19 protein-coding genes are annotated in these 18300 nt (G+C 62.8%); 5 read left to right on the top strand and 14 right to left on the bottom strand.

Features of this window, described 5'->3' with window-relative positions; all coding sequences use genetic code 11:
- Positions 1-43 precede the first annotated feature (43 nt).
- Both lysS and G3N95_RS10365 read left to right on the top strand, forming a co-directional pair.
- The gene (gene lysS / locus G3N95_RS10370; RefSeq protein ID WP_205969910.1) at positions 44-1582 is read left to right on the top strand and encodes a lysine--tRNA ligase; all 1539 of its coding nucleotides are present in this window, start codon (positions 44-46) and stop codon (positions 1580-1582) included.
- Positions 1583-1942: 360 nt separating this feature from the next.
- Entirely contained in the window at positions 1943-2698 is a 756-nt protein-coding gene (locus G3N95_RS10365) for a glycine zipper 2TM domain-containing protein (protein ID WP_205969909.1), read from the top strand.
- A 79-nt stretch (positions 2699-2777) separates the two neighbouring features.
- On the opposite strand, the gene iscX is transcribed toward G3N95_RS10365, so the two are convergent.
- The 10 genes from iscX to G3N95_RS10315 form a co-directional block, all read right to left on the bottom strand.
- A complete protein-coding gene (gene iscX / locus G3N95_RS10360; protein ID WP_205969908.1) occupies positions 2778-2975 on the bottom strand; it encodes a Fe-S cluster assembly protein IscX in 198 nt (65 codons plus the stop codon).
- A gap of 15 nt (positions 2976-2990) precedes the next feature.
- A complete protein-coding gene (fdx, locus tag G3N95_RS10355; protein ID WP_205969907.1) occupies positions 2991-3332 on the bottom strand; it encodes an ISC system 2Fe-2S type ferredoxin in 342 nt (113 codons plus the stop codon).
- 97 nt (positions 3333-3429) lie between these two features.
- Positions 3430-5301, bottom strand: a complete 1872-nt coding sequence (gene hscA / locus G3N95_RS10350; protein ID WP_205969906.1) for a Fe-S protein assembly chaperone HscA — start codon at positions 5299-5301, stop codon at positions 3430-3432.
- Between the two features lie 91 nt (positions 5302-5392).
- On the bottom strand, positions 5393-5920 hold the full coding sequence (hscB, locus tag G3N95_RS10345) for a Fe-S protein assembly co-chaperone HscB (RefSeq protein WP_205969905.1): 528 nt from the start codon (positions 5918-5920) through the stop codon (positions 5393-5395).
- Positions 5921-6038: 118 nt separating this feature from the next.
- A complete protein-coding gene (iscA, locus tag G3N95_RS10340; protein WP_205969904.1) occupies positions 6039-6362 on the bottom strand; it encodes an iron-sulfur cluster assembly protein IscA in 324 nt (107 codons plus the stop codon).
- Between the two features lie 147 nt (positions 6363-6509).
- On the bottom strand, positions 6510-6917 hold the full coding sequence (iscU, locus tag G3N95_RS10335; RefSeq protein WP_205969903.1) for a Fe-S cluster assembly scaffold IscU: 408 nt from the start codon (positions 6915-6917) through the stop codon (positions 6510-6512).
- Between the two features lie 59 nt (positions 6918-6976).
- Entirely contained in the window at positions 6977-8200 is a 1224-nt protein-coding gene (locus G3N95_RS10330) for an IscS subfamily cysteine desulfurase (RefSeq protein WP_205969902.1), read from the bottom strand.
- Between the two features lie 69 nt (positions 8201-8269).
- Positions 8270-8794 (bottom strand): Fe-S cluster assembly transcriptional regulator IscR, encoded by a 525-nt coding sequence (gene iscR, locus G3N95_RS10325; RefSeq protein ID WP_012400853.1) that lies wholly within the window; start codon positions 8792-8794, stop codon positions 8270-8272.
- Positions 8795-8905: 111 nt separating this feature from the next.
- Positions 8906-9433, bottom strand: coding sequence for a low molecular weight protein-tyrosine-phosphatase (locus G3N95_RS10320; RefSeq protein WP_205969901.1), 528 nt, complete (start codon positions 9431-9433; stop codon positions 8906-8908).
- A gap of 111 nt (positions 9434-9544) precedes the next feature.
- A complete protein-coding gene (locus tag G3N95_RS10315) occupies positions 9545-9781 on the bottom strand; it encodes a hypothetical protein (RefSeq protein ID WP_205969900.1) in 237 nt (78 codons plus the stop codon).
- Between the two features lie 273 nt (positions 9782-10054).
- Between G3N95_RS10315 and G3N95_RS10310 the strand changes: the two genes are divergently transcribed.
- Positions 10055-10546 (top strand): hypothetical protein, encoded by a 492-nt coding sequence (locus tag G3N95_RS10310; RefSeq protein ID WP_205969899.1) that lies wholly within the window; start codon positions 10055-10057, stop codon positions 10544-10546.
- 120 nt (positions 10547-10666) lie between these two features.
- Here the strand turns inward: G3N95_RS10310 and G3N95_RS10305 are convergent, their stop codons facing one another.
- Together G3N95_RS10305 and G3N95_RS10300 are read right to left on the bottom strand one after the other, a co-directional pair.
- The gene (locus tag G3N95_RS10305) at positions 10667-12079 is read right to left on the bottom strand and encodes a lactate utilization protein B (RefSeq protein WP_205969898.1); all 1413 of its coding nucleotides are present in this window, start codon (positions 12077-12079) and stop codon (positions 10667-10669) included.
- A gap of 57 nt (positions 12080-12136) precedes the next feature.
- Positions 12137-12859 carry a (Fe-S)-binding protein gene (locus G3N95_RS10300; RefSeq protein WP_205969897.1) on the bottom strand — a complete coding sequence of 241 codons (723 nt, stop codon included), beginning with the start codon at positions 12857-12859 and terminating at the stop codon, positions 12137-12139.
- 189 nt (positions 12860-13048) lie between these two features.
- Here G3N95_RS10300 and G3N95_RS10295 point away from each other — a divergent pair, with 189 nt between their 5' ends.
- Entirely contained in the window at positions 13049-13855 is an 807-nt protein-coding gene (locus G3N95_RS10295; RefSeq protein WP_205969896.1) for an IclR family transcriptional regulator, read from the top strand.
- Positions 13856-13934: 79 nt separating this feature from the next.
- Here G3N95_RS10295 and pbpG read toward each other — a convergent pair whose 3' ends face one another.
- Positions 13935-15098 carry a D-alanyl-D-alanine endopeptidase gene (gene pbpG, locus G3N95_RS10290; protein WP_205969895.1) on the bottom strand — a complete coding sequence of 388 codons (1164 nt, stop codon included), beginning with the start codon at positions 15096-15098 and terminating at the stop codon, positions 13935-13937.
- Positions 15099-15871: 773 nt separating this feature from the next.
- Between pbpG and G3N95_RS10285 the strand changes: the two genes are divergently transcribed.
- Positions 15872-16456, top strand: a complete 585-nt coding sequence (locus G3N95_RS10285; protein WP_012400861.1) for a phasin family protein — start codon at positions 15872-15874, stop codon at positions 16454-16456.
- 362 nt (positions 16457-16818) lie between these two features.
- Here G3N95_RS10285 and lpdA read toward each other — a convergent pair.
- Positions 16819-18300: dihydrolipoyl dehydrogenase (lpdA, locus tag G3N95_RS10280; RefSeq protein ID WP_205969894.1), on the bottom strand; the 1482-nt coding region annotated here is incomplete at its 5' end.

The following is an 18300-nucleotide window of genomic DNA, read 5'->3' as shown; positions in this document are numbered from 1 at the left end:
TCGTCGAGCGCGCACGAGGCACCGGACACCGAACATCATCACCATGACCGAACCGACCCAGCCCAACGCTGCCCAGCAAAATGCAGTCGAACTGGACGACAACCAGATCATCGCCGAGCGCCGCGAAAAGCTGCGCGCGCTGCGCGAGCAAGGCGTCGCCTATCCGAACGACTTCCGTCCGACCCACCACGCCGCCGACCTGCAAACGGAATACGCGGACGCCGACAAGGACGCGCTCGAAGCCAAAGCGCTGCAGGTCGCGCTGGCCGGCCGGATGATGCTCAAGCGCGTGATGGGCAAGGCGAGCTTCGCGACGGTGCGCGACGGCTCGGGCCAGATCCAGTTCTTCATCACGCCCGCCGACGTCGGCGAAGCCACCTACGAAGCCTTCAAGAAGTGGGACCTGGGCGACATCGTCGCCGCGAAGGGCGTGCTGTTCCGCACCAACAAGGGCGAACTCTCCGTGCGCTGCACGGAACTGCGTCTGCTGTCGAAGGCGCTGCGTCCGCTGCCGGACAAGTTCCACGGTCTCGCCGATCAGGAAATGCGCTATCGCCAGCGCTATGTCGACCTGATCGTCACGGACGAAGCGCGCAAGACTTTCGTCGCACGCACGAAGGCCGTGTCGTCGATCCGCAAGTTCATGGCCGACGCGGACTTCATGGAAGTCGAAACGCCGATGCTCCATCCCATCCCCGGCGGCGCTGCGGCCAAGCCGTTCGTCACGCATCACAACGCGCTCGACATGCAGATGTTCCTGCGTATCGCGCCGGAGCTGTACCTGAAGCGGCTGGTGGTCGGCGGCTTCGAGCGCGTGTTCGAGATCAACCGGAATTTCCGTAACGAGGGCGTGTCGCCGCGTCACAACCCGGAATTCACGATGATGGAGTTCTACGCCGCGTACACCGACTACAAGTGGCTGATGGACTTCACGGAGCAACTGATCCGTCAGGCCGCCGTCGATGCGCTCGGCAACGCGAGCATCACGTATCAGGGACGCGAGCTGGATCTGTCGAAGCCGTTCCATCGTCTGACGATCACGCAGGCAATCCAGAAATACGCGCCGCAATACACGGACGCGCAACTGGCGGACGGCGCCTTCCTGCGCACGGAACTGAAGAAGTTCGGTGTGGACACGACGCAGCCGGCGTTCCTGAACGCGGGTATCGGCGCACTGCAACTGGCGCTGTTCGAAGAAACCGCGGAATCGCAGTTGTGGGAGCCGACCTTCATCATCGACTATCCGGTCGAAGTGTCGCCGCTCGCGCGCGCGTCGGACAGCGTCGAAGGCATCACCGAGCGTTTCGAGCTGTTCATCACGGGCCGCGAGATCGCGAACGGCTTCTCGGAACTGAACGATCCCGAAGACCAGGCCGCGCGCTTCAAGAAGCAGGTTGACCAGAAGGACGCCGGCGACGAGGAAGCGATGTACTACGACGCCGACTACATCCGTGCGCTCGAGTACGGCATGCCGCCCGCGGGCGGCTGCGGTATCGGCATCGACCGTCTGGTGATGCTGCTCACCGACAGCCCGAGCATCCGCGACGTTATCCTGTTCCCGCATCTGCGTCGCGAAGACTGATCTCCGGCCGCGTTCTGCGCGGCTTTCAATCCCGTGCACGGTGCCTGTTGCTTGCGCCGTGCACGTGCTTCTCCTTCCCTCTCCCTTCCCGCCTGTTGCCGACCGTTTGTAACTATCGGTAAAAGCTGCGCTATCGCGGGATACGTTCGCGCGCTTCGATTCCGTCGAGACCCAATACCAGCGCGGCTTCGCGATTCCGGTGCAGTTTTTGCATAAATTGGAAAACTGAAGTGCCGGCGCGCAAGGTTACATTCTGAAACCCTGCCCTTTTTCGGATGTCCGACACTTGGAGCGTGCGTGTGACCCGCACGCAATGCAGTGTTCAATCCGGTCAACTCTCCCCGGACGAGGCCAAACACCATGGATAACCCGAACAACCAACGCCGTCTTCATCCGCTGATCGCAGTCGCGGCGGGCGCCGTCATCATCGCCAGTCTCGCTGCGACAGCAGCCGTGACGGGACTGTTCCCGAGAGCGTCGAGCAGCGACGCGGAGAACCCGCAGACGCAATCGGCCGCTGTGACGCAACAGCAGCAACCTGTCGTCGATACGGCGCAGCCGGCCAACCTGCCCGCGCAGCAAACGACGGCAGCTCAACAGCAAGCAGCGCAGCAAGCTGAACAGCAGGCAGCGGCGCAACAAGCCGCCGCGCAACAGCAGGCGCAGGCTGCCCAGCAAGCCCCGCGCGCGCCGGCACCAGGCCAGCAATACGCGCAGCAGCCGCAATACGCACAGCAACCGCAGCAGCAATACGCCCCCCAACAACCGGCGCAACCCGCCTACTGCTCGACGTGCGGCACCGTCGAAGCGATCTCCGCCGTACGTCAGGAAGGACACGGCACGGGGATCGGCGCAGTCGGCGGCGCGGTGGCGGGTGGTGTGGTCGGCAACCAGTTCGGTGCCGGCAACGGCCGTACCGCGATGACGCTACTGGGCGCGCTCGGCGGCGGTCTCGCCGGGAACTCGGTCGAGAAACATCTGCGCAGTACGACGAGCTACTCGGTGCGCGTGCATATGGAAAACGGCAAGACCCGCTACTTCACGTATCACGAAGCGCCGCCGTTCCAGCAAGGCCAGCGCGTGCGCGTGCAGAACGGCGCGCTCGTCGCAGGCTGAACCCGTTTTTGAGCCACAAGAAAAAAGGCGGCTTCCTCGGAAGTCGCCTTTCTTGTTTGAAGCTACTGAAGCGTCACGCTTAATAATCCGCGTCCTCGATCCATGCCGCCTGGATGGCTTCGAGAATCTTCTCGTTCGAGCGGTTCGGATCGTCATCGAACCCGTCCAGCTCCATCACCCAGCGGTGAAGATCGGTGAACCGCACGTGTTGCGGATCGATCTCCGGGTGCTTGTCGGTCAAGGCCATCGCGATGTCTTGCGTGTCGGTCCACTTCATGGCTGCGTGCTCCTGTTAGTGATTTTCCTTGGCGTGGTTGATCGAATAACGCGGAATCTCGACCACGAGATCGTCGCCCTCGGGCACGAGTGCCTGGCACGACAACCGCGACTCGCGCTCGAGACCCCATGCCTTGTCGAGCAGATCGTCCTCGTCTTCTTCCGACGGTTCCAGCGCGTTGAAGCCCTCTCGCACGATCACGTGGCAGGTCGTGCACGCGCAAGACTTCTCGCACGCGTGCTCGATTTCGATGCCGTGCTCGAGCAGGTTGTCGCAGATGCTCTTGCCCGGCACGGCGTCGATGACCGCGCCGTCCGGACACAGTTCGACGTGAGGCAGCACAACGATTTGAGGCATACAAATTCCGTTTTGGTCTGTGGGGCACGGACGCCGCCCTTCAGGCACCGTACCATTTTACTGGTGGCGCGGCCGTTTTTGGCACGCGCCGCGTGAATCAGAGTTCGTCGAGTTTCTTGCCAGCAAGCGCACGTCGAATGCTCTTGTCCATCCGGCGCGCGGCGAATTCGTCGGTGCCTTCGGCGAGCGTCTTGGTGGCCGTTTCAATTGCATCGACATCGTCGCTGGGCGCAACAGTACGCAGCGCGGCGACGAGGCTTTCGAGCGTCGTGCGCTCGTCGGCGTCGAGCAGTTCGCCGTCGACCGCGAGCGCCGCTTCCGTCGCTTCGATCAGCCGCTGCGCTTCGACTTGCGCCTCGCGCAACGCCCGCGCGCGCATATCGACTTCGGCCGTCTTGAAGCTGTCCTCGAGCATGCGCGCGACATCGTCGTCGGCGAGACCGTACGACGGCTTCACGACCACCGATGCCTCCACGCCCGAATGCTGCTCGCGCGCAAACACGGACAGCAGGCCGTCCGCATCGACCTGATAGGTGACGCGGATGCGCGCCGCGCCCGCCGCCATCGGCGGAATGCCGCGCAGCTCGAAACGTGCGAGCGACCGGCAATCGGATACCAGTTCGCGCTCGCCCTGGACGACGTGAATCGCCATCGCTGTCTGGCCGTCCTTGAACGTGGTGAATTCCTGTGCGCGCGCGATCGGAATGGTCGAGTTGCGCGGGATGATCTTCTCAGCGAGGCCGCCCATCGTTTCGACGCCGAGCGACAGCGGAATCACGTCGAGCAGCAGCCACTCGTCGCCGTCCGCGCCGCGATTGCCCGCGAGCAGATCGGCCTGGATCGCCGCGCCGAGCGCGACGACCTGATCGGGATCGAGATTGGTCAGCGGCGGCTGGCTGAAGAAGTTTTCAACCGCGCGGCGGATCACGGGCATGCGCGTCGCGCCGCCCACCAGCACGACGCCGTTGATATCGGCGGGCGACAGTTTCGCGTCGCGCAGCGCCTTCTTCGTCGGGCCGAGCGTGCGCTGCACCAGCGCCTGCGTGATCGTTTCGAACGCCGCTTCGTCGACGGTGACGTCGATCTTCGCGCCGCTCGCGAGCGTCGCCTGAACGGCTGCGCTCGACGCGGACGACAGCGCTTCCTTCGCGACGCGCACGCTGTCGAGCAGCAGACGCACGTCTTCCGGCGTCAGCGACTGCGGCGTCACATTCGCCTTGTCGAGCACGTACCGATACAGCGCATGATCGAAATCATCGCCGCCGAGCGCCGAATCGCCGCCCGCCGCGAGCACTTCGAAGACGCCTTTCGTGAGCTTCAAAATGGACAGGTCGAAAGTGCCGCCGCCGAGGTCGTACACCGCGTACAGCCCTTCAGCGCCGTTATCGAGACCGTAGGCAATCGCCGCCGCCGTCGGCTCGTTCAGCAGGCGCAGCACGTTCAGACCGGCAAGACGCGCGGCGTCTTTGGTCGCCTGGCGCTGCGCTTCGTCGAAATACGCGGGCACCGTGATCACCGCGCCGACCAGTTCGTCGCCGAGCGTGTCTTCCGCGCGGTAGCGCAGCGTCGCGAGAATTTCCGCGGACACTTCAACGGGGCTCTTCACGCCGTCGATGGTGCGGATCTGCACCATGCCAGGCGCGTCGACGAAATCGTACGGCGCGTTTTCCGCGTGCTCGACTTCGCTCTTGCCGCGTCCCATGAATCGCTTGACCGACACGATCGTGTTGCGCGGATCGGTGGCGGCCTCCGCTTTCGCGGTACGTCCGATGCGCCGGCCGCCCTTCTCCAAATACCGTACGACGGACGGCAGCAGATAGTGGCCTTCGTCGTCGGGCAACACGTCGGGCACGCCGCTGCGCACAGCCGCGACGAGCGAATTGGTGGTGCCGAGGTCGATGCCGACAGCAAGACGCCGCTGATGCGGCGCGGGCGCCATGCCGGGTTCAGAGATTTGCAGTAAAGCCATCTGGAATCTTCTTCGGGGACTGTATCGCCCCGGTCCTGATCATGTTGTTCGCGTGATGAATATGGGCCGTTGCTTCCGGCAGCGCCGCACGCTAGTTGTCGAGCCGCTCGATCTGCGTGCCGATCTCCACGGCGACGCGTTCGATGAACATCAGTTGCCGCACTGCCTCGCCCGCTGCCTGATTCGAGCCGCTATCGAGCAGCGCGGCCAGCTTCGTGAAGCGCACCTTCTCTTCGTCGCGCAGATCGGTCAGCAGCGAATCGAGTGCATCGACGTTCTTCGCCGCCGACGCATCCTCGATGTTCTCGCGCCATTCCATCTGCTGCATCAGGAAGGCCGGCTCCATCGCCGTGTTGTTCTCCGCGCCGACGTCGATGCCGCGCAGCGACAACAGATAGCGCGCGCGTTTCAGCGGATCGCGCAGCGTCTGATACGCCTCGTTCGTGCGTGTCGCCCATTGCATCGCGATGCGCTTTTGCGCGTCGCCTGCCGCGGCGAAGCGGTCGGGATGCACCTGCGCCTGCACCGTGCGATAGGCGTGATCCAGCGCGGACGCGTCCAGTGCGAACTGCTCCGGCAAGTTGAAGAGTGCGAAGTGACTGTCGTTCAGCGAGGCCATCAGGTTACTTTGTCCATCCAGGGCGCGCAGCGCAACGCCGTGAAATTGTGCGCGAATGAATACGCGGCGAAATTGAAAAAAGGCGGCACAGGCCGCCTTTTCAGCATGACTCGCGCGCTTACACGCGGAACGATTCGCCGCAGCCGCACTCGTCCTTCACGTTCGGGTTGTTGAACCTGAAGCCTTCGTTCAACCCTTCACGTGCGAAATCGAGTTCCGTGCCGTCGATATAGGCGAGGCTCTTCGGGTCCACCACGATCTTCACGCCATTGCACTCGAAGACCTCGTCTTCGGGCGCCAGTTCATCGACATACTCGAGCTTGTACGCGAGGCCCGAGCAGCCCGTCGTGCGCACACCGAGCCGCAACCCGACGCCCTTGCCGCGGCGGATCAGATATTTCTGCACGTGTTGTGCTGCCTTTTCGGTCAACGTAATTGCCATAGCGTTTCTCAATGTGCGCGACGCCGCCGTTCATCATGACGCATCGCACGACCCTGCCTGCTTCTCAAATCGTTCCAGCGGGCGTCGAATTCAGGTACTCGAACCCGACGCCGCGCCGTGCCACTCCGCGCGTTCGGAACGCGTCGCTTACGCCGACTGCTCGGCCTTTGCCGCTTCGCCGTGACGCTCTTTGTAATCGGCGACGGCTGCCTTGATCGCGTCTTCCGCGAGGATCGAGCAGTGAATCTTCACGGGGGGCAGCGCGAGTTCTTCGGCAATCTGCGTGTTCTTGATGGAAAGCGCTTCGTCGAGCGTCTTGCCCTTCACCCATTCCGTCACGAGCGAGCTCGACGCGATAGCCGAACCGCAGCCATACGTCTTGAACTTCGCGTCTTCGATCACGCCGTCCGCGCCGACGCGGATCTGCAGCTTCATCACGTCGCCGCAAGCCGGTGCGCCGACCATGCCGGTGCCGACCGTGTCGTCGTCCTTCGCGAACGAACCGACGTTGCGCGGGTTTTCGTAGTGGTCCAGGACCTTATCGCTGTATGCCATGTTGTCACTCCTTGATTCGATTCAACCTGCGTTCGTATTCGACCAGCCGGGGCGCGTGCTCAGTGCGCAGCCCACTGGATGGTCGACAGATCGATGCCGTCCTTGTGCATTTCCCACAGCGGCGACAGATCGCGCAGCTTCGCAATCTTGCTCTTCAGCAGGTTGATGACGTAATCGACGTCCTGCTCCGTCGTGAAGCGGCCGACCGTGAAGCGGATCGAGCTGTGCGCCAGCTCGTCGTTGCGGCCAAGCGCGCGCAGCACGTACGACGGCTCCAGCGAAGCCGACGTGCAGGCCGAACCCGACGACACGGCCACGTCCTTCACCGCCATGATCAGCGACTCGCCTTCCACGAAGTTGAAGCTGATGTTCAGGTTGTGCGGGACGCGCTGCTCCATGTCGCCGTTCACATACGTTTCTTCGATTTCCTGCAGGCCGCGCAACAGCTTGTCGCGCAGCATGCGGATGCGTTCGTTTTCCGTCGCCATTTCTTCACGCGCGATACGGAACGCTTCGCCCATGCCGACGATCTGGTGCGTGGCCAGCGTGCCCGAGCGCATGCCGCGCTCGTGACCGCCGCCGTGCATCTGCGCTTCGATCCGCACGCGCGGCTTGCGGCGCACGTACAGCGCACCGATGCCCTTCGGGCCATACGTCTTGTGCGCCGAGAACGACATCAGGTCAACCTTGAGCTTCTGCAGGTCGATCACGACCTTGCCCGTGGCCTGCGCCGCGTCGACGTGGAAAATGATGCCCTTTTCGCGGCAGATTTCGCCGATCGTCTCGATGTCCTGGACGACGCCGATCTCGTTGTTCACGTGCATCACGGAAACGAGGATCGTGTCCGGACGCAGCGCCGCCTTGAAGACGTCGAGATCGATCAGACCGTCGTCCTTCACGTCGAGATACGTGACTTCGTAGCCTTCGCGCTCCAGCTCACGCGTGGTGTCGAGCACAGCCTTGTGCTCGGTCTTCACGGTGATGATGTGCTTGCCCTTGCTCTTGTAGAAGTGCGCAGCGCCCTTGATGGCGAGGTTGTCCGATTCCGTCGCGCCCGACGTCCAGATGATTTCGCGCGGATCGGCGTTGACCAGCGCTGCGACGTTCTCGCGCGCTTCCTCGACGGCACGCTCCGCATCCCAGCCATACGCGTGGCTGCGCGACGCCGGATTGCCGAACTGTTCGCGCAGATACGGGATCATCTTGTCCACCACGCGCGGGTCGACCGGGGTCGTCGCGCTGTAGTCCATGTAAATGGGCAGGTGGGGAATGTCGTTATTCATCAATCGCTCCGGGGGACATCAGTGCTTATGGCTTGTCGGTTCTGGCGTTCGCGTCTCTTGCGCGCTCTTTCAGCCGGCCATGTTGAAAACGGAATTCGGCCCTTTCGGCACCGCGCGCGGCTCGACGGCGGGCGCTTCGGTGCGCCGGTCGCGCAGCACCGCCGTCGCGCCTTCGCGCGAACGCTGCTGGTCGACCAGGTCTTTCAGGGAAACGGAGTCGAGATACTCGACCATCTTCTGGTTCAGCGTCGACCACAGTTCATGCGTCATGCAGTGGCCGTCGTGATGCTTCGTGCCTTCGCACGAACCCTTGCCGCCGCACTGCGTGGCATCGAGCGGTTCGTCGACGGCGATGATGATGTCCGCCACGGTCACGTCCTCCGCGCGGCGCGCGAGGTTGTAGCCGCCACCCGGCCCGCGCACGGATTCGACGATCTCGTGCCGGCGCAGCTTGCCGAACAGCTGCTCGAGGTAGGACAAGGAGATGTGTTGGCGCTGGCTGATACCCGCAAGCGTCACCGGGCCCTGCTCCTGGCGCAGCGCCAGGTCGATCATCGCCGTGACGGCGAAACGGCCTTTCGTGGTGAGTCTCATATGTGGTGGGAACCGCAATTCTCGACAAGTTTGGTCAAGTATAAATACATGACAGATTTAGTCAAGTATCCCTATCTCGATTTGGGTCATTTACTTAACGAAAAACTCGTCTTACAGGGTCAATTGGGGTCGCAGTGCCGCAATCAGGCCACGGCAGGCGGCTTCGCACTGGTTCAGCACGATTTCGAAACCCTCGCCGCCGCCGAAGTAAGGATCGACGACCTCGCGTGAATCGAAACCCGGCGCGCTCCGCGCTGCGCCGCTCGCTTCAGACGCGCCCGCGTCCGTTGCGAATTCCATCAGCAGACGGATCTTGTCGCGTTGAGCGGGCGGACAGATCTGCCTGAGCGCGGCGACGTTCTTGTCGTCCATCGCGACGATCAGATCGAAGCGCTCGAAATCGGCGGCCGCGATCTGGCGGCCACGAAATGTCGACAAATCGTAACCGCGGTTTTTCGCGGCGCGCTGCGCACGTTCGTCCGGCGCCTCGCCGATATGCCAGTCGCCCGTGCCTGCCGAATCGACCGTCACGCGATCCGCGAGCTTCGCCTCTGCCAGTTGATGCCGCATGACGCCTTCCGCAGTCGGGGAACGGCAGATGTTCCCAAGGCACACGAAGCAGATGGCGACGGTTTTCATCGATGGCTGCGGCCCAGCCGCAAGTGTCATAAGTGGTGAAACAGTGCCGCGATTATACAAAGCCATGCAAAATCACGCCCGCGCCGCGCCAGCGCGCACCCGACGTACCGCTCACAGCGGCTGCGCGGGCATGCGGGCGGTGGCAGGCAGCGTCTCGGCGGGCATCGCCGCTTCGCCGCCGACGAACCCGTAGGACACCGTGCGCGCCAGTTCCGCGGATACGCGATCGGCAGCCAGTGGCGACGTCGACGATTGCGCGACCGCGCCGTTGTACAGATGCAGGTAAGCAACAGCCGCAAGCGGCAAGACGATGGCAAGCGGCCAGTACACCGATATTTTCTTTTTCATGATGTCGTTTCTCTCTAAGCGGGCCGAAATGCATAGACGCACTTTGCCCAGTCGAAATGGTAGACGAGGACGCAATCCGGAAAAACCCGCCCAGACAAAACACAGCGTTGCACCTGGATGAACAGTTCAAGGTCAGGCTGTCTTGCGGGCGCCGTCCAGGATAATCTTTCGGCCGCCGAAAAGAATCCTTACAAAAGCACACACAGGTAATACTCAGTCGGCGTTACAAATAGAACTGCGGACTTCGCGTCTCTCGCTTGTCTTAACACTCAAATGAAACGTCTTATTCCTTCTCTCGCTTCTGCTGTCGTTGCCGTCTGCGCGGTTGCCGCACTCGGCGGATGTGTTGCCTATCCCGCAGGCCAGCCGGCCTACGGCTACAGCGACGGCTATTACGACGGCTACGGCGCGCCCGCCTACGGTTACGCCGAGCCTCCCGTTCAATCGAGTCTGTTCCTCGGCTTCGGCGGCTATTCGGGCCGGGACTATGACCGCGGCTATTGGGGCGGCGGTCGAGGCTACGACCACGGTTACAACCACGACCGCGGCAACTGGAACGGCCACGGCGGAGGCAACGGCGGACCGCCGCGCGGCCAGCCGCCGCAGGCAGGCGGTGCTCCGATGAGCCCCGGCGGCAACTCGGGCGGCATGCATGGCAACCGCCCGCCCGTGCAGGCCGGCGCGGGCCAACAGCAAGGGGGCGGCAATCGTGGCGGCAATCGTGGCGGCGAGGCATGGAATGAAGGCGGCGGCCGGCCGCATTGACCGCCAGGACGGAACGATGCCGCCATGCTTTCGGCGGCGATCCTGAAGGCAAAGAGGCTGCATCGCTCACGCGATGCAGCCTCTTTGCTTTCGGCAGCGCCCTCCAACGGGCGGAGACGTTTATCCGATATGCGTCTTGCTCGCGGCGTACAGTTCGCGGAACGTCCGTCCGACGGGCGCCGGCATCTCGCGCGTATTCGTCCAGCCCGCACCCAACGGCAGCTTCGCGATCGACTTCCCGCTTCCACCCATGCGTTCGAGAATGCGCACCGCGAGCCTGGTGAAAAATCCGTACGCCGCCGGATGCATCGCGAGATAGCCCCAGACGGCCAGGCCGAAGCGTTCCTGCCACGGACGCAGATGCCGCTCCACCTGCCGCTCGCGCAGCTTGCGCAGCAGATCGGACAGCGGGATGCCGACGGGACATACGCTATTGCATTCGCCGCATAGCGTCGCGGCCTGCGGCAGATCGAGCGCCTTCTCGATGCCGACATAGCTCGGCGTCAGCACCGAACCCATCGGCCCGGGATACACCCAGCCATAGGTGTGTCCGCCGACCTTCTGATACACCGGGCAATGGTTCATGCACGCGCCGCAGCGGATGCAGCGCAGCATCTCCTGAAAGTCACCGCCGATCAGCCCCGTGCGCCCGCCGTCGACGAGCACCACGTACATATGCTCCGGTCCGTCTTGATCGTTCGCGCCGCGCGGTCCCGTCAGCACCGAGAAATAGTTCGAGACGTCCTGCCCCGTCGCCGAGCGCGGCAAAAGGCGCATCGCCGTCGCGAGATCTTCGAGCGTCGGCAGCACTTTCTCGATGCCCGTCACCGCGACGTGCACGCGCGGCATCACGGTGCACATGCCTTCGTTGCCCTCGTTGGTCACGAGCGCAACCGAGCCCGTTTCCGCGATCACGAAGTTGCCGCCCGTCACGCCCATATCGGCCGTCATGAAATGCGGACGCAGCATCTCGCGCGCTTCGCGCGTCATCTCGGGAATTTCCGTCAGACGCGGTTTCTGGTGCGTCTTCGCGAATAGATCCGCGATCTCTTCCTTGTCCTTGTGAACGACGGGCGCGATGATGTGGCTCGGCGGCTCGTTGTCGTTGATCTGCAGGATGTATTCGCCGAGATCGGTTTCGATCGACTGCACGCCCATCTGTCCGAGCACCTCGTTCAGGCGCATTTCCTCGGACACCATCGACTTCGTCTTGATCACCTTCTTCACGTCGTGCTTGCGCGCGATGTCGGCGACCAGCTTCGCTGCGTCCTGCGTCGTCTCCGCGAACAGCACAGTGACACCGCGCCGCGTCGCCTCGCGCTCGAAGGTTTCGAGCCACACGTCCAGATTCTCCAGCGCGCGGTTACGCCGCTCCTTCAGCGCCGCACGCGTGGCTTGGAAATCGATCGCGGTCATTGCCGACGCGCGCGCCGACACGAATTTCGTCGACAGCTTGGTGAGATTCTGCTGAAGGCGCTGGTCGGCGAGTTTCTGGCCCGCGCGCGCCTTGAACTGCATCGTTTGGACTTGCATGACGGCCTTGGGGATCGGTTGTAGGTATCCGCTACTGCCTGGCGTGCGAAGCGAGGTTTACGCGTCGCCGGCGAGCACCTGCGCGATGTGCAGCACGCGTGTGGTCGTATCGCCCGTGCGCCGCAGGCGCCCTTCTATATTCAGCATGCAGCCGAGATCGCCCAGCACGACCGCTTGCGTGCCGCTCGCCTGAATATTCGCGCACTTCTCGTCGACGATGGCCGTCGAAATATCGCCGAACTTCAGCGCAAACGTGCCGCCGAAGCCGCAGCAGTGCTCGCAGTCCTTCATCTCGGTCACGGCGACACCCGCCTGCGCGAGCAACGCGCGCGGCTGCTGCTTGACGCCCAGTTCGCGCAGCCCCGAGCAGGAATCGTGATACGTCACCGGTCCCTGGAATTCGCCCGGCGTCAGCTCGATCTTCGCGACGTTGGCAAGGAAATCGGTCAGCTCGTAGACCTTGGGACGCAGACGTGCGAAGCGGCCCATCAGCTCGGGATCGTCCGCGAACAGATCGCCGTAGTGCGTGCGGATCATGCCGCCGCACGACCCCGACGGAACGACCACGTAGTCGTACTGCTCGAATTCGCGCAGCGTCTTTTCGGCGAGATCGCGCGCGATACGCCTGTCGCCGGAGTTGTAGGCCGGCTGTCCGCAGCAGGTCTGCGCGGGCGGCACGAACACCTCGAAGCCCGCACGTTCGATCAGCTTGATCGCCGAAAAGCCGATTTCGGGGCGCATCAGATCGATCAGGCAGGTGACGAATAAACCGACTCGCATGTGTGCTCCTCCGGGGAAACGTCCCCGATTATCCGCTGTTTGGCGCGCAATACCAACGCGTAGCGGCCCCGATGCGCAATGAACCGCCAGATATTGAGATTGGAGGATCAATTCCAACGGCGTTCGCTTTTTTCACAATACGAGATACAATCGGTTTTCCGCTGTTTGACGCGTCAACCGTTTAGTCTTATGAGCGACACGAACCCGGACCCCAAAACATCGATCCAGGTGATCGAGCGCATGATGCGGCTGCTGGACGCCCTTGCCGCACATAGCGACCCGGTCAGCCTGAAGGAACTCGCGCAACGCACCGACCTGCATCCGTCGACGGCTCACCGCATCCTGAACGACATGGTGACCTGCCGGCTGGTGGACCGCTCGGACCCCGGCACCTATCGTCTCGGAATGCGGCTGCTGGAACTCGGCAATCTCGTGAAGGCGCGTCTGTCGGTGCGCGACGCGGCGCTGATGCCGATGCGCGAGCTGCACCGGCTCACGGGCCAGACAGTGAACCTGTCGGTGCGCCAGGGCGACGAGATCGTCTATATCGAACGCGCCTATTCCGAACGCTCGGGCATGCAGGTCGTGCGCGCGATCGGCGGCCGGGCGCCGCTACACCTCACTTCGGTCGGCAAGCTCTTCCTCGCCGCCGACGAGTCGACCCGCGTGCGCGCCTACGCGACGCGCACGGGCCTGTCGGGACACACGCAGAACAGCATCACCGACCTCGGCAAGCTCGAACGCGAGTTGTCGCATGTGCGCCAGCAGGCTTGTGCCCGCGACAACGAGGAACTGGAACTCGGGGTGCGCTGTATCGCCGCCGGCATTTACGACGATACCGGCAAGCTGGTCGCGGGCCTGTCGCTGTCGGCGCCCGCCGACCGTCTGCAGGATTCGTGGCTCGGCCAGTTGAGCAAGACGGCCCTCGTCATTTCCGAATCGCTCGGCTATCACCCGCAAGCCCAACCCATGAGCGCTTCGGCGCATGCTATTTGATGCGCCAGTAAGCCACGTCACAAAAGAAAAGCCCCGCAATGCGGGGCTTCTCTTTTTGCGTCATGTAACGCGTTGCAACTCAGGTTCCGGGGCCGTTGGCGTCCGCGCTCGTGATGCGCTGTTCGCCGCCGTTGTCGAGCCACGTGCGCAGACGCTGCGCATCGGCGAAACGCGAGTACTTGCCCGACGAATCAAGCAGCACCATGATCATCGGACGATCGTGGATCGTCGCCTGCATCACGAGGCACTCGCCTGCTTCGTTGATGAAGCCCGTCTTCTGCAGACCGATGTCCCACGACGGATTGCGCACCAGCGCGTTCGTGCTGTTGTACGCGATCGAGCGCTTGCCTGTGTACACCTCGTAGCTGCGATCGGTCGAGAACTTGCGGATCAGCGGGTACTGATACGCCGCGTTGACCATCTTCACCAGGTCGCGTGCGCTCGACACGTTCTGGCTCGTCAGACCCGTCGGGTTTTCGAAGTGCGTGTCGGTCATGCCGAGCGACTTTGCCTTCGCGTTCATCGCTGCCATGAAAGCAGGACGGCCGCCCGGGAAGTAGCGCGACAGCGCCGCCGCCGCGCGATTTTCCGACGCCATCAGCGCGATGTGCAGCATATCTTCACGCGAGAGCACCGAGCCGACGGACAGACGCGAGCCCGTATTCTTCTCGTAGTCGCGGTCTTCGTCCGTGACTTCGATCTGCTCCGTCATGGCTTCCTTCGAATCGAGCACGACCATCGCCGTCATCAGCTTGGTGATCGACGCGATCGGCACGACGGCGCGCGAGTTCTTGTCGAACAGCGACTCCGACGTGTTCTGGTCGACCACGTAAGCGACGCTCGAACGGAGCATCAGCGCGTCAGGCGTTTCGTGCAGGCCGAACGCCGTGCCGACGGACGGTTGACGCGGTTCGAACGCGACGCGGCGCACCACCGAATGATGGCGGCCATTCGAGGTGTACGACACGCGGCGCTTCTTCGAAACGGTGCGCGGCTCGTCGTCTTCCTTCGCGGCCGCTTTCACGGCCTTCGACGGCTGGCTGGAGACTTTCTCGGCAGCCGCCTTCTTCGACGACTTCTTGCCGGCTTTCGCGGACTTGGCGGGGGCCGTGGCGGACGCGGCGAAGGCGTCCACCGGCGCGGCAAAAGCCGCTGCGATGACCACCGAGGCAGCCACCGACAGAGCGGTGCTGAGCGCCGCGCCGTGCATCACTTTCAGTGACGAAAACATGTCGGTTTTCATTGGTGTTCTGGTTGGAGCGGCGAGAGAGTTTCCGCCAGTGTAGTAAAACAGTTAAAAATTAGCAATATTAAGCACTTATCGACAGTCCTTAAACCGAGTTGTCAGCCCCGATTGAAGAAAGGCAATAGGTTGCGGGTACACCATCGAAAATGCCAATGACGTGCCGCCAAGTCGCCACCGCCCATAGCGCTGAAAGCTCTCACTCGTTCAGCATATCGGCATATTCGACACAAACTTGATCGGGGGAAGTACGGTTGCGTACGGTGGCGATGCGAACCCACCGCAAGCGTTCCGGAACACGGCTTCCTGCTGCACCGACGCACGCCCGCAGGACGCCGCGAACCGATCGACTGTTAAGCGACTACTGCGAAGCAGCACGACGCGCATTCGACCGGGATGAAGATTTAACGTTCCGCTACGGTTTTCGGTTTACTCGGGAATTTTACCTTTTCATCCAGTATCGCGCCGTCGGAATGCGCGCAAGCCTGACAGGGCTTGGGAGACCACGTTTTTCATAGCACCACATCGGTGCAAACCCTAATGTGCACGCGCTTCACCACATTGTCATAAACGCTACATAACGTATTGTTTTATTAGTAATTTTTATGCGTTGTGCGTTGCACAAAAAAGTGCTTGACATCTATCGGAGCCGTCCTAAAATGGGAACCATTGCTGCGACGCACAATGACTGCGGACCAGCGATTCCAATTCAAGTTCTGCAGTTAACCCAACCCGGTTCGCGATAGACGAGCCGGTACTCCAGGAGCGTAAACATGACTCTGCTGACCCCTGAGCAATTCGCCGCAGCACAAAAGGCCAATCTCGAAACGCTGTTCGGCCTGACCTCGAAGGCATTCGAAGGCGTCGAAAAGCTGGTCGAGCTGAATCTGCAAGTCGTCAAGTCGACGATCGCTGAAAGCCAGGAAAACGCACAACGCGCGCTGTCGGTGAAGGACGCGCAAGAACTGCTCGCACTGCAAGCAGGCCTGACGCAACCGGTGGCAGAAAAGGTTCTGTCGTATGGCCGTCACCTGTACGAAATCGCATCGGCAACGCAAGCTGAATTCGCCCGCGTCGCTGAAGCTCAATACGAAGAGCAGAACAAGAAGGTGCAGGCGCTCGTCGAGAACGTCGCGAAGAACGCACCGGCTGGTTCGGAAACGGCTGTCGCCGTGATCAAGTCGGCCATCACGGCTGCGAACACGACGTACGAAACGGTTCACAAGGCAACGAAGCAAGCCGTCGAAATCGCTGAAAGCAACTTCAACGCGGCTGCAACGGCTGCATCGAAGGCCGCTTCGCAAGCTGCTGCTCAAGCTTCGCGTACGGCAGCGTCGGCCAAGAAGGCTGCTGTCTAAGAACGCACTGAAAACGTAACGGATTCAACGGATCGGGCTTCACCTGCGCGTTGACGGATGCCCCATCATCCATCGGCGCGCAGCCGCGAGATGCACTGTCGAAGTGACTGGCGGTACTGAACAGCGCCGCGTGGTCGAGACTTCGGCGACCAGGCGGCCAGACGCTCCGATACGTTAAACAGCGTATCGTTTCCCCGGCTCAGGCCGGGATTTTTTTGCCTGCTCGCTTTGCATCGATGCCTGTTCACCGGCTTGGACCGGCCGCAACGACGCACATGAAAAACGGCGCGCCCTTCTTTCGAAGGACGCGCCGTTTGCACATGCGCTGAACGAAACCGGCGTGAGCCCACGCCGGTCGCGCTTTACTTCTTCTTCTGCGGCGGCAGATCCGTGCAGACGCCTTCATACAACTCGGCGGCCATGCCGATCGATTCGCCGAGCGTCGGGTGCGGATGGATCGTCTTGCCGATATCCGTCGCATCCGCGCCCATCTCGACCGCGAGGCACACTTCGCTGATCAGGTCGCCCGCATTCAGGCCGACGATGCCGCCGCCGATCACGCGATGCGTCTCCTCGTCGAAGATCAGCTTCGTGAAGCCTTCGTCGCGGCCATTGGCGATCGCGCGGCCGGACGCGGCCCACGGGAACACCGCCTTGCCGTACTTGATGCCTTCGGCCTTGCACTGGTCTTCCGTCTTGCCCGCCCATGCCACTTCCGGATCGGTGTAAGCCACCGACGGAATCTGCATCGCGTCGAAGTACGCCTTCTCGCCATGCGCCGCTTCCGCCGCGACGTGGCCTTCGTGCACGGCCTTGTGCGCAAGCATCGGCTGGCCGACGACATCGCCGATCGCGAAGATGTGCGGCACGTTGGTGCGCATCTGCTTGTCGACGTCGATGAAACCGCGATCCGTCACAGCCACGCCTGCCTTGTCCGCGCCGATCTTCTTGCCGTTCGGGCTGCGGCCCACGGCGACCAGCACGAGATCGTAGCGTTGCGGCTCGGCGGGCGCCTTCTCGCCTTCGAACGTCACATAGATGCCGTCCGGCTTCGCTTCCGCGCCGGTGGTCTTGGTCTTCAGCATCACGTTGCCAAAACGCTTGCTGTTGAACTTCTCCCAGACCTTCACGAGATCGCGGTCCGCGCCCATCATCAGACCGTCGAGCATTTCGACGACGTCGATCTCCGCGCCCAGCGTCGCGTACACCGTCGCCATTTCGAGGCCGATGATGCCGCCGCCGATCACGAGCATGCGCTTTGGAATCTGGCGCAACTCGAGCGCACCCGTCGAATCGACGACGCGCGGATCTTCCGGAATGAACGGCAGCTTCACGGCCTGCGAGCCCGCAGCGATGATCGCCTGCTTGAACTTGACGACCTTCTTGCCGTTTTCGCCCTGCACTTCCATGTGATACGGATCGACGAACGCGCCGACACCCGTCACGACTTCGACCTTGCGCGCCTTCGCCATGCCGGCGAGACCGCCCGTCAGCTTCTTGACGACGCCCGACTTGAAGTCGCGCAGCTTGTCGAGATCGATCTGCGGCTTGCCGAACGAGATGCCGTGCGAGCCGAGCGCGGCCGCTTCGTCGATCACGAGCGCCGTGTGCAGCAGCGCCTTCGACGGAATGCAGCCGACGTTCAGACACACGCCGCCGAGCGTCGAATAACGTTCGACCAGCACCGTCTTCATGCCGAGGTCGGCCGAGCGGAACGCCGCCGAGTAGCCGCCGGGACCGGCGCCGAGCACGAGCATGTCGCATTCGACGTCGGCGGAACCCGAATAGCTGCCGGCTTGCGGCGCGGGCGTCGGCGCCGCTGCGGGCGCGGGCGTCGGCGCCGC

Origin of the sequence: Paraburkholderia sp. Tr-20389, from assembly GCF_017104565.1 — a bacterium.
GTDB lineage: Bacteria > Pseudomonadota > Gammaproteobacteria > Burkholderiales > Burkholderiaceae > Paraburkholderia.
Note: the sequence above shows the minus strand (reverse complement) of the source record. Positions and strands in the feature narration are given on the sequence as shown.